The sequence below is a fragment of the Janthinobacterium sp. UMAB-60 genome, from assembly GCF_900095235.1.
In the GTDB taxonomy this organism is placed as follows: domain Bacteria; phylum Pseudomonadota; class Gammaproteobacteria; order Burkholderiales; family Burkholderiaceae_D; genus Janthinobacterium.
In genome coordinates this window covers 33,158-47,838 of record NZ_LT607499.1, presented here as the reverse complement: position 1 = coordinate 47,838, position 14,681 = coordinate 33,158, and the positions used below count along the sequence as shown (strand labels likewise).

Annotated in this window: 10 protein-coding genes; 7 read left to right on the top strand and 3 right to left on the bottom strand. The window is 65.7% G+C overall.

Features of this window, described 5'->3' with window-relative positions; translation table 11 throughout:
* Position 1: 1 nt before the first annotated feature.
* From K0F86_RS23740 to K0F86_RS23725, 4 genes are all read left to right on the top strand, one after another.
* Positions 2-1,753: an ABC transporter ATP-binding protein gene (locus K0F86_RS23740; protein ID WP_219136617.1), complete on the top strand. Its 1,752-nt coding sequence runs from the start codon at positions 2-4 to the stop codon at positions 1,751-1,753.
* Complete coding sequence (locus tag K0F86_RS23735) at positions 1,743-3,551, top strand: ABC transporter ATP-binding protein (protein WP_219136616.1); 1,809 nt, start codon at positions 1,743-1,745, stop codon at positions 3,549-3,551. Before K0F86_RS23740 ends, K0F86_RS23735 begins: the two co-directional genes overlap by 11 nt.
* 126 nt (positions 3,552-3,677) lie before the next feature.
* The gene (locus K0F86_RS23730) at positions 3,678-5,378 is read left to right on the top strand and encodes a methyl-accepting chemotaxis protein (RefSeq protein ID WP_219136615.1); all 1,701 of its coding nucleotides are present in this window, start codon (positions 3,678-3,680) and stop codon (positions 5,376-5,378) included.
* Between the two features lie 174 nt (positions 5,379-5,552).
* Positions 5,553-7,613: a tetratricopeptide repeat-containing diguanylate cyclase gene (locus K0F86_RS23725; RefSeq protein ID WP_306823225.1), complete on the top strand. Its 2,061-nt coding sequence runs from the start codon at positions 5,553-5,555 to the stop codon at positions 7,611-7,613.
* 30 nt (positions 7,614-7,643) lie between these two features.
* Here the strand turns inward: K0F86_RS23725 and K0F86_RS23720 are convergent, their stop codons facing one another.
* Complete coding sequence (locus K0F86_RS23720) at positions 7,644-7,973, bottom strand: hypothetical protein (protein ID WP_219136614.1); 330 nt, start codon at positions 7,971-7,973, stop codon at positions 7,644-7,646.
* A 149-nt stretch (positions 7,974-8,122) separates the two neighbouring features.
* Positions 8,123-9,358, bottom strand: coding sequence for a cytochrome-c peroxidase (locus tag K0F86_RS23715; RefSeq protein WP_374197317.1), 1,236 nt, complete (start codon positions 9,356-9,358; stop codon positions 8,123-8,125).
* Between the two features lie 163 nt (positions 9,359-9,521).
* Between K0F86_RS23715 and acpA the strand changes: the two genes are divergently transcribed.
* Positions 9,522-11,642 carry an acid phosphatase gene (gene acpA, locus K0F86_RS23710; protein ID WP_219136613.1) on the top strand — a complete coding sequence of 707 codons (2,121 nt, stop codon included), beginning with the start codon at positions 9,522-9,524 and terminating at the stop codon, positions 11,640-11,642.
* Positions 11,643-11,699: 57 nt separating this feature from the next.
* On the opposite strand, the gene K0F86_RS23705 is transcribed toward acpA, so the two are convergent.
* A complete protein-coding gene (locus K0F86_RS23705) occupies positions 11,700-12,605 on the bottom strand; it encodes a hypothetical protein (protein WP_219136612.1) in 906 nt (301 codons plus the stop codon).
* Positions 12,606-12,773: 168 nt separating this feature from the next.
* On the opposite strand from K0F86_RS23705, the gene K0F86_RS23700 reads away from it, so the two are divergent.
* Together K0F86_RS23700 and K0F86_RS23695 are read left to right on the top strand one after the other, a co-directional pair.
* Positions 12,774-13,661: a hypothetical protein gene (locus K0F86_RS23700; RefSeq protein ID WP_219136611.1), complete on the top strand. Its 888-nt coding sequence runs from the start codon at positions 12,774-12,776 to the stop codon at positions 13,659-13,661.
* Positions 13,658-14,681 (top strand): hypothetical protein (locus K0F86_RS23695; RefSeq protein ID WP_219136610.1); only part of this gene is annotated, 1,024 nt, incomplete at its 3' end. The genes K0F86_RS23700 and K0F86_RS23695, both read left to right, overlap by 4 nt.

Sequence of the window (14,681 nt, the reverse complement as noted above, 5' to 3'; positions counted from 1 at the left end):
CATGAGTTTATCGAGGCTCATCGCCGGCTTCGTGCGTCAGCATTGGCCGGCGTATGCCGCCGCCGCCGTCATGCTGACAGGCGTGGCAACACTGACCGTCTGGATCCCGCGCCGCGTGGGCGCCATCATCGACGCGCTGGCCGCGCACCGCATGACGGCCGCCGAACTGTGGCTTGAGCTGCTGACCCTGCTCGCCGTCGGCGTCGTCATCTACTTCCTGCGCGTGGGCTGGCGCATCACCCTGTTCAAGGCCGCCTACCAGCTGGGCGTGATGCTGCGCACGCGCTTCTACACGCGCATGTCGCAGCAGGGCGCGTCGTTCTACCAGAACCAGCGCACGGGCGACCTGATGGCGCTGGCCACGAACGACATCGACGCCATCGAAATGGCCGCCGGCGAAGCCATGCTGGCCGGCTTCGACGGCACCCTGACCCTGCTGATGGTGCTGGGCATCATGCTGCTGGGCGTGGACTGGCGCCTGGCCTGCATCGCGCTCTTGCCCTTCCCGCTGATGGGACTGGCCTTCTGGCGCATTTCCAGCCATATCCATACGGCGTCGACGGATTCGCTGCAACGTTTTTCCGCGCTGAACGACCATGTGCAAGAGTCCTTGTCGGGCGTGCGCACCTTGCGCGCGCTGGGCCTGGAAGAGCGCAGCAGCGCGCAGTTTTCCACCCTGGCAGGCCACGCGGCCAACGCCAGCCTGACGGCGCAGCGCTGGGAAGCGGCGTATGAACCGGCCGTCGGCCTGACCCTGACGGCCGCCACGGCGCTGACCCTGGGCCTGGGCGGCTACCTCGTGTGGCACGATCAATTGACCATCGGCGCGCTGACGAGCTTTTCCATGTACCTGGGCCAGCTGATCTGGCCCATGTTCGCCGCCGGCTGGGTACTGTCATTGATCGAACGGGGCCGCGCCGCCTGGCAGCGGCTGCAACCGATGCTCGACGCGCCATTGGCCATCGACGACCATGGCACGATCGATACGCTGACGCCCGGCCCCCTGCAATTGCAGGATATCGGCTTCGCGTACGCGGGCCAGACGGCGCCGGCCCTGTCCGGCATTTCGCTGCTGTTGCAGCCGGGCCAGACCCTGGGCCTGGTCGGTCCCACGGGCAGCGGCAAGTCGACCCTGCTGCGCGTGCTGCTGCGCCAAGTCACGCCCCAATCGGGCACGGCCACGTGGAATGGCCAGGCGCTGGACGCCTACACCCTGCATGCGCTGCGCGCGGCCATCAGCTGGGTGCCGCAGGAATCGTTTTTATTCTCCGCCAGCATCGCCGACAATATCGCCCTGGCCCGTCCCGGCGCCACGCGCGAGGAAGTGGAACGGGCGGCGCAGCTGGCCGACATCCATGCCGACATCTTGCAATTCCCGGACGGTTATCAAACGCACGTGGGCGAAAAAGGCATCACCCTGTCCGGCGGCCAGCGCCAGCGCGTGGCGATCGCGCGCGCCCTGCTGGCCGACAACGGCCTGCTGCTGCTCGACGATGCCTTATCCGCCGTCGACACGGGCACGGAAACGCGCATCCTGCAGCACCTGGAAGAACTGCGCCGCAAGCGCCCCGAGCGCAGCGCCATCATCGCCAGCCACCGCCTGAGCGCCGTCGTCAACGCCGACCTGATCCTGGTGCTGCGCGATGGCCACGTGACGGAAACGGGCAGCCACGACGCGCTGATGCAGCGCGACGGCTGGTACGCCAGCCAGTGGCGCTATCAACAACTGGAGGCCAGCCTCGATGCCATCTAAGACCGACCAAGCCAACACCACCACGCCATCCGTGCGCCGCCAGGCCGCGCAAGCGATCGGCCTGCTGCGCCGCGCCGCCGCGCCCGACCTGCGCCATTTATACTGGGCCACGTTCTGGCTGATCCTCGCCGCCGCGCTGGAAGTGACGGGGCCCATTTTGGGCAAGGCCCTGATCGACCAGCATCTGCTGCCGCGCCACCTGGACTGGACGCGCATGTCGCTGCTGCTGGGCGGCTGCCTGCTGACGGGCTGGGTCGCTTCCGGCCTGCGCTACCTGCAGCTGGTGCGCCTGTCCGGCCTGGCCATGCGCTCGGTGCAGCGCCTGCGCGAAACCGTGTATCAGCACGTGCTGCGCCTGCCGATGGCCTTTTTCGACCGCGCCATCACGGGGCAATTGGTCAGCCGCGTCACCAACGACACGGAAGCGGTGAAATCGCTGTACGTGCAGGTGCTGTTCGTCATCCTCGACAGCTCCATCGTGCTGGTCGGCACCATGGCCGCCATGGCCTTCCTCGACTGGCGGCTGATGCTGATCGTGCTGGCCCTGCTGCCGGCCGTGCTGGTGATCGTCTTTTTGTACCAGCGCTGGAGCGCGCCGGCCGTCACGCGCGCGCGCGCCCTGCGCAGCGAGATCAACGGGCAGATCGCCGAATCGATCGGCGGCATGAGCGTGCTGCAGGCGAATAACGCGGAAAAGCGCTTCGGCCAGCGCTTCACGGGCATCAACCAGGACCACTACACGGCGCGCATGCAGGAGTTGCGCGCCAACGCCTGGCTGCTGCGCCCCGCGCTCGACATGCTCAACATCGTGCTGCTGGCCGTCGTCATCTTCAGCTTCGGCCAGCGCGACATGGGCGCCCTGGAAGTGGGCGTGCTGTATGCGTTCATCAGCTATATCGCGCGCGTAATCGAGCCGCTGATCCAGATCACCATGCAGTTCAGCCAGCTGCAGCAGTCGGTGGTGGCGACGGCACGCGTCTCGGCCCTGCTGGATGAAGCGCAGGCGCTGGAACACGCGCAGGGAAGGGAAACGCCGGCCCTGCGGCAGGCGACAGCGGACAGCGACGTGCCCGCCGTGGACATCGCGCGCCTGACCTTCGCCTACGTGGAAAACCAGCCCGTGCTGCACGAGCTGTCGCTGAGCATTCCGCAAGGCGCGTTTTTTGGCATCGTCGGCCACACGGGCAGCGGCAAGTCGACTTTGCTCTCGCTGCTGCTGCGCTTTTACCCCGTCACGCAGGGCAGCATCGCCATCAATGGCGTCGCCCTCGACAGCATCGACAACGAGCACTTCCGCGCCGACGTGGGCCTGGTGCCGCAAGACCCCTTCCTGCTGGCCGCCTCGGCGCGCGAAAACATCGACATGGGCCGCGGCTACACGCAGCAGCAGATCGAGACGGCGGCACGCGCCGCGCATGCGCACGACTTCATCGCCGCGCTGGAACACGGCTACGATACGCCGCTGGGCGAAGGCGGCTCGCGCCTGTCGTCGGGGCAGAAGCAGCTGATCGCGATTGCCCGCGCGCTGGCCGGCCAGCCGCGCATTTTGCTGCTGGACGAAGCGACCTCGCGCATCGATAGCCAGACCGAGCAGATCGTGCAGCTGGCCTTGAACGAGTTGCGCGGCAAGGTGACCATCATCGCCATCGCGCACCGCCTGTCGACCATCCGCGAGGCCGACCGTATCATCGTGCTCAATCACGGCCGCATCACGGAAGCGGGACCGCACGAGGAATTGATGCAGATCGAGGGCGGTTTGTACCAGCGCCTGTACCTGCTGCAGCAACTGGCAGTGTGATAGGCACGGGGCGCCGTTGCATGGCGCCACTATTTTTCTGTACGGCATTAAAAATGCCGTACAGACGGGAGTATATTCATCTGGCGGGCAGCGCCGACGGCCCCAACCACACTTCCGGGGGACGCCATGCGCAGCAAATTGTCGATCAGGAATATCTTTGCCGCCATCTTCCTGCTTAGCCTGGCGCTCTCCATCGTCAGCCTGTTGGCCCTGTTCCGCGTCGCCACCAAACAGGCCGAAGCGAACCAGGTCACTGAAACGCGCTTCCAATCCTATCTGCTGGCCGATGAATTGCGGCAAAGCTCGGACGACCTGACCCGGCTGGCCCGCACCTACGTCGTCACGGGCGACGCCAGCTACGAGCAGCAATACATGGACATCCTCGACATCCGCAACGGCAAGAAGCCGCGCCCCGCCCACTACGAGCGCATCTACTGGGACTTCGTGGCGGCGGGCATGCCCGTGCCGCCGTCGACGGGCCCCAGCGTGCCACTGGCCGAGCTGATGCGCAAAGCCGGCTTCAGCGAGCAGGAATTTGCCAAACTGCAAGAGGCCCAAGCCAATTCCGACGGTCTGGTGAAGACCGAGGTGATCGCCATGAACGCCGTCAAGGGCTTGTTCGACGATGGCAGCGGCAACTTTACCAAGAAGGGTCCGCCCGACCCGGAAATGGCCCGCACCATCATGCATGATGCCCAATACCACCGTAACAAGGGCAAGATCATGCAGCCGGTGAATGAATTCCTCACGCTGCTGGACCAGCGCACGAGCGCGGCCGTGCAGACGGCGACGGGCGGCACCATGGCGGCCTATTCCGTCACCGTCGGCGTGCTGCTGGTGTCGGTCATGGTTTCGCTGCTGTGCCTGTTCCTCGTGTACCGCCACATCAAGCGCAGCCTGGACCAGGCGATCGCCACGGCGCAATTGATCGCCGGCGGCGACCTGAGCATCGATGCCGTCATCGAACGGGCCGATGAAATCGGCGTGCTGTTGCTGGCGATGAACACCATTAACGCCAACCTGACGGGGCTGATCGGCGACATCCGCAGCAGCACCGGCGAAATGTCGGTGGCCACGCACGAAATCGCGCTGGGCAATGCCGACCTGTCGGCGCGTACTGAAGCGCAAGCCAGTTCCCTCGAAGAAACGGCCAGTTCGATGGAAACGCTGACGGCGACGGTGCGGCAAAACGCCAGCAACGCCGGCGAGGCGAACCAGCTGGCCGCCACCGCCTCGGCCGTTGCCGTGCAGGGCGGCGCCGTCGTCGCCCAGGTGGTCAGCACGATGGGCGCCATCAAGGAAAGTTCGAGCCAGATCGCCGACATCATCGGCGTCATCGACGGCATCGCCTTCCAGACCAACATCCTGGCCCTGAACGCCGCCGTCGAGGCGGCGCGGGCAGGCGAACAGGGGCGCGGCTTCGCCGTCGTCGCCGGCGAGGTGCGCAGCCTGGCCCACCGCAGCGCTGCCGCCGCCCAGGAAATCAAGACCCTGATCGGCGCCTCCGTGGAACGGGTCGACGCCGGCAGCAAGCTCGTCGACGAGGCGGGGCGCACCATGGCGCTGGTGGTGGAATCGATCCAGAAGGTGGCCGCCATCATGAGCGAGATTACCAGCGCCAGCCACGAACAAAGCGCGGGGATCAGCGAGGTCAACCAGGCGGTCACGCAGATGGACAACATCACGCAACAGAACGCCGCCCTGGTCGAGCAGGCGGCCGCCGCTGCCGAAAGCCTGCAGGAACAGGCGCAAGCCCTGATCGAGGCCGTCGCCATCTTCCGCCTGAAGGGCAGCCCGCCGGCCACGGCCGCCCTGGCCATGCGCTGACGTGCGGCCAAAGTGTGCATTTTTGCAAAAATCTGCACATGCCATGATATTTCTTGATTGCAACATCATATAATCGCTGCAGACAAGCATGATCATTGCGGGGGCGGGACGTTGGCAGGCAGACAGAGACGGGCATCATGGCGAAAGGCGCATTGGCTGCTGGCATTGGCCTGCTTGCTGCCGCCTGCCGTCCAGGCCCAGGTCGGCGACCTCAAGCAGTATCTTGCCGCCGTGCGCGACGATGGCCGTTTCGTGCCCGCGCGCGCGCTGCAGCGCCTGCAAGAGGTGGAAACGCAGGCGCGCAGCGCCCCCCTGCCCGTGCGCGCGGAATTCCTTACCCAACTGAGCAACGCCCGCATGCGCCTGGGGCAGAACGACATCGCCATGCAACTGGCCGAGGAACTGATCGCCTACGCCCGCATGAACAAGAGCGACGTGGCGCTGGCAAAAGGCATACTCAACAAGGCCTACATCACGTTTGCCCGCAACGAGCGCCGCGCTTCGCACCTGCTGGCCTTCGAAGCGGAAAAGATCGCCAACCGCACGGACGACCTGCCCGTGCGCGTACAGGCCACCATCAGCGCGGGCCAGTCGTGGGCCGAGGAAGGCAATTTCCCGTTCGCGCTGGCCAAGCTGCAGGCGGCCGTCGACCTGGCGCGCCAGAGCAATTCCGCCTCCAGCCTGGCCGCCGCCCTGAATGCCCTCACCCTGCTGTACACGCAGATGCGCGAATACGACAAGGGCTTCGAGGTGCTCGACGAGCTGCTGGCCGTCTCCACCACCCTGGCATCGGCGGGCCGCATGGCGCAGGCAAAGAATACGGAATACGGCCTGGCGCTCGACGCGCAGCAGCCGCAACGGGGCCAGCGCGCCCTGCTGGCGGCCCTGGCGCTGGAACGCCAGCTGGGTGCCCGCGGCATGGTGGCCGTCACCCTCGTCAACCTGTCGGACAGCTATCTGAAGGAAGGCGACTACGCGCGCGCCTTGCGCTATGCGAATGAAGCCATCACGGCGGCGCGCCTCGTCAACGATGAACAGGTGGAGGCGACGGCGCGCCTGAACATCGGCCAGGCGCTGATCGGCCAGGGACGGCTGCAGGAAGGCAAGCAAAGCGTGGCCACGGGCCTGGCCTACTACGAACGCACGGCCAACCAGCCGGACATGCAGGCCGTGCTGCTGGAATACGGCATGGCGCTGGAAAAGGCGGGCGACATGCGCGGCGCCGTCACGGCCTACCACCGCGAGCGGGGCATTTCCAACCAGCTGTTCGAAAAGCAGCGGCAGAAGGCCGTGTATGAATTGCAAGAAAAGTATGAGGCGGAAAAGAAGCAGCGCCAGATCGAGCTGCTGAGCCGCGAAAATCAGCTCAAAAGCACGGAAATCGACAACCGCCGCCTGCAGCAGCGCGTGTGGTGGCTGCTGGCGCTGGTGCTGGCCATGGCGTCCGTCATCGTCGGCTTGCTGTACCGCAAGGTGCGCCATGCGAACGTGCAGCTGAAGGTAAAAAACCAGGAACTCAAGCGCCAGAGCTCGCGCGACCCGCTGACGGCACTGTACAACCGCCGCCATTTCCAGGAATTCATGCGCAGCCATGCGGGCAAGTCACAGCCCTCCTATGCCGGCGCCGATGTCGTGGGGGCGCTGTTCCTGCTCGACGTCGACCACTTCAAGCACATCAACGACCGTTACGGCCATGCGGCGGGTGACCTGGTGCTGACGACGATCGCCGAAACCTTGCACGAGGTGCTGCGCGAAACGGACATGATCGTGCGCTGGGGCGGCGAGGAATTCCTCGCCTTCCTGCCCGCCGTCGCGCGGGACGGGCTCGACGATATCGCGCGGCGCATCCTCAACGGCATGGCGGCGCAAGTCATCCATTACCAGGGGCAGGCCATCGAAGTGCACGTGTCCGTGGGCTTTGCGCCCTATCCGCTGGCGCCGCTGGGACGGCCGCTGACGTGGGAACGCAGCGTCAACCTGATCGACATGGCGCTGTACCTGGCCAAGGCGCACGGGCGCAACCGGGCATATGGCTTGCGCGGTTTTCAGCAGGTGGAAAGAACGACGCTGGAAGCGGTGGAGCAAGACCTGGAACGCGCGTGGCGCGACGGCTTTGTCGATTTGAGCGTGGTGCTGGGGGGAACGGACGGGATGGACGGTGCGGATACAGCGACTGCGGCGCATGGCAGGCAAGCTGGCGCCAAAGATGGCATCGCCGCAGCCGCCATCACCTGACGGCAGCGGCGGGCGCGCTGATTGCGATGATTACTTGTGCGCGGCGTCCTGCATCTTTTCGCCGGCTTTTTCCACTTTCTTGCCCACGGCATCGGCCGCTTCGCTCATTTTCTTGTCGGCGTCAGCGGCGACCTGGTCCATCTTGGCGCCCGTATCGGTGGCAGCCTTGCTCATGGCGTCGTCAGCCTTGGTAGCGGCGGCCTTGATGTCGGCTTCAGCCTTGGCAGCGGCGGCATCGATCTTCTGGCCAGCTTGTTCAGCAGGACCAGCGGCGACATCGCTCTTCTTCTGGCAGGCAGCCAGTGCCACAACCATCATCCCGGCGGCGCACACGGTCATCCAATTTTTGCTTACTTTCATGATATTCCCTTTCATTATTATCAAAAGACACAGATCAGTTCGCAATATACACCTGCCTAAAATTTTCTAGCGTGCGCTAACGCACATAAAAACAGGCTTTTGTGGCGTAATTGTAAGCAATGGTATCTTGATATTTTTTAGTATCCCGTTCAGTGCGTGGCAGGGACCGCTTGATAGCCATCCGTCAAGGTGTGCAGGAAAACGATCACGTCGGCGATCTCCCGCGCGTTCAGGGCCGGCGCCTGGCCCGGCTGGCGGTCGAACGGCGCTGCCACATTCACGTTCGCTGCCAGACCGGGCGGCAGATCGTCGTATTTGCGCACCTTGCCGTTTTTATCTGTCGGATACCATTTTTGCGGCGCCGTGTCGCGCTGCACGTAAAAACGCAGCACCTGCTCCAGGCTGTCAAAGCTGCCATTGTGAAAGAACACCTTGCGCAGGGCGACATTGCGCAGGGACGGCGTCTTGAAGCTGCCGCAATACTCCTTCTGCTGCATCAAGTCGGTGCGGTCCGGGCCGCACAATCCCATGTCGAAGAAGGCCGGGTCCCTATTCGCCGGCAGTCTGGCATTGCGCGGCACGCCGATATTGATCAAGCCGTAGTCGGTAAATTGGGGAAAGGCGCCGCCGGAGCTCACCTGGCTGATGTGGCAGGAGGCGCAATTGCCCTTGCGCTCATCGTTGAACAGGGCCAGGCCGCGCGCTTCCTGCGGCGTCAGGCTGGCCTGCTTGCGCAGGAAGGCATCGTACTTGCTCGTGTACGGATAGAAATCTGGCGGGCTTTCCTGGAACACTTCCAGCGACATCAGCGCCCAGCGCAGCGCCTGGCCCGGCTGTTCGAAGATATCGGCGCCATACGTCTGGCGGAACTGCGCCGCCAGGGGGCCGCCCCGCAGTTTGGCGACCACGGCCGCCGCATCGCGGTTGCCCATCTCGCGCTTGGATAACAGGGGCGCCAGCGCCTGTTCGTGGCCGGACTGGGCGCGGCCATCCCAGTTGCGCCCGCCCGTGGGCCCGGCGTCGACGCTGTCGTCGCCATCGTCGTCGTGGTAATGCTCGGTAAACGGCGGCGCGTTCTGGAGATAGCGCAGCGAGGGCGCGGCGCGCGTGCCCGCATCCTTCAATGCCGGGCCGCCCAGCTGCACCGCCAGCGCGTTCGGCGGACCGTACGCGTGTTCGGGACTGTGGCAGCTGGCGCACGACATCTTCCCGGACACGGACAGGCTCGGTTCGAAAAACATGGCGCGGCCCATGGCCGTCATTGCCGCCACCGAAGGCTGGCTTTTCAGGGTGGGCGCATACGCGCCCGCGTCTTTTGGCGGCGCGGGCTGGCAGGCGGACAGCACGCACATGGCGAGCAGCAGGGCAGGTATCGTTTTCATCATGGGCTGGCAGCGTAGCAAGGGCATGTGACAACTGCGTGACAAGCCCCCGCAAAACGTCATGTATCAAATCCGTACATTACGTCATGTAACAGACGCTGACATGTCACGCAGCTGACATATTGCCTGCCTAGCATGCGACGTTTTCCACCCAGAAGGCATGAACATGAACTTGCACGCAAAAACTTCTTTACGGCCCCTGCCGTTGCTACTGTCGCTGGGCCTGGCCGCCTGCGGCAGCGACTACGCCGTCACGCCCCATATCACGGGCCAGGTCATCGGCAGCTACTATGAAAACGCCCAGGTGTGCCTGGAAAGCGGCACGACCAAGCTGACCTGCGACAGCGGCTCGGCGGCCGTGCGCACGGCCGCCGACGGCAGCTACACGCTCGATGGTCAGGGCGCCGTGCTCGTGACCATCGGCACGGATGCCATCCGCCACGAAGCCATCGGCGACGCCGGCAGCAAGGTCACGCAAAAGCTGCTGCTGCGCGCCCCCGCCGGGCACAGCGCCTTCGTCAGCGCCCTGTCGACGGAACTGGCGCAAGTCATGGACGGCAACGGCGGCGACTTTACGGCTGCCAGCGGCAAGCTGGCCGCGCGCCTGGGCGTGTCGGAAGCGGGCCTGGCATCGGACTTCAACAAGGCCAGCGGCGACGAGCTGGCGAAACTGAAGGCGGAAAACGCCAGCGTGACGGCCTTGATCGCCAGCGCCAGCGCACAGGCGGCACCGGCCGACGCGCTGGCCGCCCTGAACGGCGCCCTGGCGCTGAACAATATCCAGACCATCGTCGTCATCTACGCGGAAAACCGCGGCTTCGACAATCTGTACGGCCTGTTCCCGGGCGCGAATGGCGTGCCGGGCGTCAATCCCACGTCCAGCTCCGCCTACGTGCCGCAGAAAGACTATGACGGCAGCACCCTGCCCGTGCTGCCGCCCACCTGGGGCGGCATGACGGCGGCCGGCCAGAGCACCGTCATCACCCAGGCGCAGTCGGCCAACCTGCCCAACAAACCGTTCCAGATCGACGATGCCGGCAGCCCCCTGTACCTGCCGCAATCGGTCATCACGCGCGACCTGGTGCACCGCTTCTACAACAACCAGATGCAGATCAACGGCGGCGCCAACGACAAGTTCGCCGCGTATTCCGACGCGGGCGGCCTGTCCATGGGCTATTACGACGGCAGCAAGATGCAGCTGTGGGACATCGCCAAACAATATGCGCTGGCCGACAATCTGTTCATCGGCGCCTTCGGCGGCTCCTTCCTCACGCACCAGTACCTGATCTGCGCCTGCGCGCCCACCTATCCGAACGCGAACACCTCGGTGGCCAAGGGCTCGATCGCGAAGATCGACGTCGACGCCAACGGTAACTTCGTGCGCCTGACGCCGTCCGCCACGGCGCCGAGCACCGTGCTGAACGGCGCGCCCGCCTATGCCAACGACGGCGCGCTGACGCCGGCCGACGGCACCGGCATGTTCTACGCCGTCAACACCATGCAGCCGCCGTTCCAGCCCAGCAGCAACGCGCCCGCGTCCGGCGACAGCAGCAAGCTGTATGCGGACACGGGCAAGGCCAACACCCTGCCGCAGCAGACGCAGACGAATATCGGCGACTTGCTCTCTGGCAAGAACATCGACTGGGCCTGGTATGCGGGCGCCTGGAAGGATACGACGGCCCTGGCCACGGCCAGCGCGCGCGCCGGCAGCTTCCCGAATCCGCCCAACTTCCAGTTCCACCACCAGCCGTTCAATTACTTTGCCAACATGGACCCGGTGAAGGCGCCCGCCTACCGCGCCGCCCACCTGCGCGACTTCGACAGCCAGTTCCTCGCCGATGCCAGCGCCGGCAAGCTGCCGCCCGTGGCCTTCTACAAGCCGCAGGGCAATTTAAACCAGCATGCGGGCTATGCCAGCGTGGCCGACGGCGACGCGCATATCGCCAGCGTCATCGCCCAGCTGAAAAAAAGTCCGCAGTGGAAAAACATGCTGGTCATCGTCACCTACGATGAAAACGGCGGCTTTTATGATCACGCCGCGCCGCCGAAGGGCGACCGCTGGGGTCCGGGCACGCGCGTGCCGGCCATCCTCGTCTCGCCGTACGTGAAAAAGGGCTTGGTTGACCATACGCAATACGATTCGGCCTCGATCCTGCGCGCCATCACGCACCGCTTCGGCCTGCCCGTGCTCGACGGCCTGAGCACGCGCGACAAGGCGCTGGTGGCCAATGGCGGCAAGCCCATGGGCGACTTCAGCGCGGCGCTGGCGCTGGTGCCGCAAGAGTAAGGCTGCGTAAAGTGCGCCCGCCCGGCCTGGCCGCGGCGGGCGTTTTAGTTGTTGGCGCTACTGGCCTGGTGACGCATCGAGCAGCGAGCGTTCGAGCAATTGCGACAAAGCCGCGCGCAGCGCCTGCGTGCGCGCCGCCAGTTCCGGCCGTTTATAGCGCTCGGCGGCGATCAGGCTGTTTTCCAGGCAGACGCGGTCGCTTTTCGCCAGGCAGGCGTCGGCCAGGTCGAGCTGGACACTGGCCAGCGCCACTTTTACTGTGGCATCGAGTTCCAGCGTATCGGGATCGTCGCCCCAACGCTTCACGTAGGCGGCCAGGCGCGTGGCGGCCAGCTCCGGCTTGCCCGCATCGAGCGCCTGCCTGACGCTGTCTTGCAGCGCCGTCCACGCCTGCGTCCGCTGCTGTTGCCGGTCGCACGCGGCGGCGGACTTGCTGATATTCGCCTGCAAGCGCTTGATCTGCGCGGCGGGCGCCCTGGCGCTTTTCAGCACGGCCAGCGCGCTGCGCGCCCCGTCCAGGTCGCACTGCGCCGCCAATGCAGTGGCGGCCTCGACCTGTTCCGCCACGCTGGCCGGCTTGTCGGCCGGCTTGTTATAAAACCAGATACCGGTCAGCACCACGGCCGCCGCGATCCACGTGCGCAAGCGCACGGGAGCGCGTGGCGGCGGTACCGAAGCCCTGGCGGCCGGTTTCGCGGGCGGCGCCTTGACTGGCGCGGATGCCGGTGGCGGGACAGGCTGGGGGGCAGGAGCAGGCCGCGGCGCGGCTTGCGGTGCAGGAACGGGCGGGGCCACGGGCACCGGCGGCGGCATGCGCGGCAGCGGGGGCGGTGCTGGCACTTTCTCTAATACAGGCGCTGCAGCCACCTGGCGCGCGCCGCAAAACGGGCAATGCGCCACGCGCAGCGGCAAGGTCCGGCCGCAAGCGGCGTTGATGCAAACTTCATTCACTTTTTCAGACACGTTCCAACCTTTTCCTGGATTTACTCAGCTGCATTCTGCCGCAATCTTACCCCACGCAGGCGCCGCCACGGCGTGCCTGCGCAGCGATCCGCAGACTTGATGCCGATCAAGAGGCCAGGGCCGCCGCGGCCTAAGCTACAAGCACCGGCCACGGACAAGGAGATTGCCATGTCAGCCCACCTGATCATCGAAGACGGCCAGCCCTGGTGGTGGGACAGCGCCGATATCTGGGTCGTGCCCGGTAATGATCCGAATGGCCCGCCCGGCGCGCCCATTGCCGGCACCAGCAATTACCTGTGGGGCCGCGTGCACAACACGGGCAACAGCGCCTCGAATGGCGTGCGCGTGGACTTTTACTGGGCCGACCCGTCCGGCCAGATCGCCGTCGGCACCGCCACGCAGATCGGTTCCGCGTTTGCCGACCTGCCGCCCGGCGCCACGCAGGAAGTGCTGTGCCTGGTGCCCTGGGTGCCCGTCATCGTCAATGGCGGCCACGAATGCCTGCTGGCCGTGGCCCACGGCGCGGGCGACATCAACCCGCTGCCCGACCCGCTGCCCAACGATTTCCCCTTCCAGCCCACCTTGCACGAGCAGATCGCCCAGCGCAACGTCACCGTGGTGCTGGCGGCCAGGCGCGCGCAGCTGCTGGCCATCACGGTGGCGGCCCTGCCCCGCGCAGCGAGGAAAGTGGAATTGCACATTGAACAGGGTGGCGAACTGCCGGCGCGTTTGCTGGCCACCCTGGGCCTGGACAGATGGCAGCCGGCCAAAGAAGCGCGCCTGACAGCGGGCCTGGCACGCACGCCCCACTGCAACGGCGATGTGCCCGGCGAGCAAAAATTGGAGCTGGAAGTGCCGCGCGGCCAGGCGCAGGCCGCGTACCTGAGCCTGCGTGCCGAAGCCTTGCCGCCACGCCAGTATGCGCTGCTGCGCGTGCTGGAGAACCAGGACGGCAAGGTACTGGGCGGCATCACGTATGTCGTCACCGCTCTGGAGAAAGAGCAAGCTCAAGAGCAGGCGCAAGAACAGCACAGCCCCGAGGAGCAAGCATCATGAGCGACACCCCCATGCAGGTGCTGACGCGGCCGTTCGCGATCGAGCCCGTCACCAATATCATGCTGCCCGATGGCATTTTCGACAATGCCATCTATGGCTTGCGCATCGCCGCCCACGTCACCAACATGTCCAGCAGCGCGATGACGAATGTCACGGTGTACCTGGAAAGCGTGGGCGACCCCGGCATCGTGCCCGTGGCGCGCACCTTTTTCTTTGCCAGCATTCCCGCCGGCGCGGCCATGCTGGTGATGTGGGACGCCGACTTCCAGCATGCGGCGCCCGGCAAGAGACTCGTCAGCTTTGTCGCCAAGGCCGACGGCTACACGCCGCGCCGCTCGATCCAGCAAATCTTCGTCTCGCAGACGCGCTTCGACAGCACCACCAACACCTACACGTGCACGGTCGAGGAAGGCACGCTGGAACTGTCCAAGCCGCAAGGCCACCTGCCGGGCAAGCGCTGGGGCAGCACGGGCAATGATGGAAAAGAGTGCCGCTGCCCGCCCGGTCTGGGACCCATCGTGCCAACCGGCATGACCCTCGTCTGGACGCCGAACCCCGCCTACGCGGGCACGCATGGCGAGCTGCCGTTTTCCGACCCGTGGTGGAAGATACTCGCCATCATCATCGCCATCATCGCCGCGCTGGTGGCCATCATTGCCGCCGCGCTCGGCTCCGGCAAGGCCAGTTTCAGCGTGGGCGGCAGCTTCGAGGAAACGGAGCCCGACGTGCATTGCTGTTCGCTGGAAGGGGCCGGTTCGGGCCAGCCCGAATTCACGGTGGCGGGCGTGGCCTCGGCCATCGCCTCGGGCGCCATCGCCGTCGCCTGCTCCGATATCGCCGACCCGTTCTGGCGTGGCCAGGAAGCAACACCACCGGCCGCCAGCGAACTGACCCTGGCCGAACGCGTCGTGGCGCAATGGGTGTTGCCGGAAGCGCCGAACGCGGGCCTGCCCTACACGGCCGACATCAGCTGGGAGTATCAACGTTTCACGACGGGCGCCACCTACCAGCATGCGGTGA

Coding starts and splice junctions, on each gene's coding strand:
- K0F86_RS23720 (WP_219136614.1), bottom strand. CDS start 7,973: ATGAAAGTAAGCAAAAATTGGATGACCGTGTGCGCCGCCGGGATGATG.
- K0F86_RS23700 (WP_219136611.1), top strand. CDS start 12,774: ATGTCAGCCCACCTGATCATCGAAGACGGCCAGCCCTGGTGGTGGGAC.
- K0F86_RS23735 (WP_219136616.1), top strand. CDS start 1,743: ATGCCATCTAAGACCGACCAAGCCAACACCACCACGCCATCCGTGCGC.
- K0F86_RS23740 (WP_219136617.1), top strand. CDS start 2: ATGAGTTTATCGAGGCTCATCGCCGGCTTCGTGCGTCAGCATTGGCCG.
- acpA (WP_219136613.1), top strand. CDS start 9,522: ATGAACTTGCACGCAAAAACTTCTTTACGGCCCCTGCCGTTGCTACTG.
- K0F86_RS23715 (WP_374197317.1), bottom strand. CDS start 9,358: ATGATGAAAACGATACCTGCCCTGCTGCTCGCCATGTGCGTGCTGTCC.
- K0F86_RS23730 (WP_219136615.1), top strand. CDS start 3,678: ATGCGCAGCAAATTGTCGATCAGGAATATCTTTGCCGCCATCTTCCTG.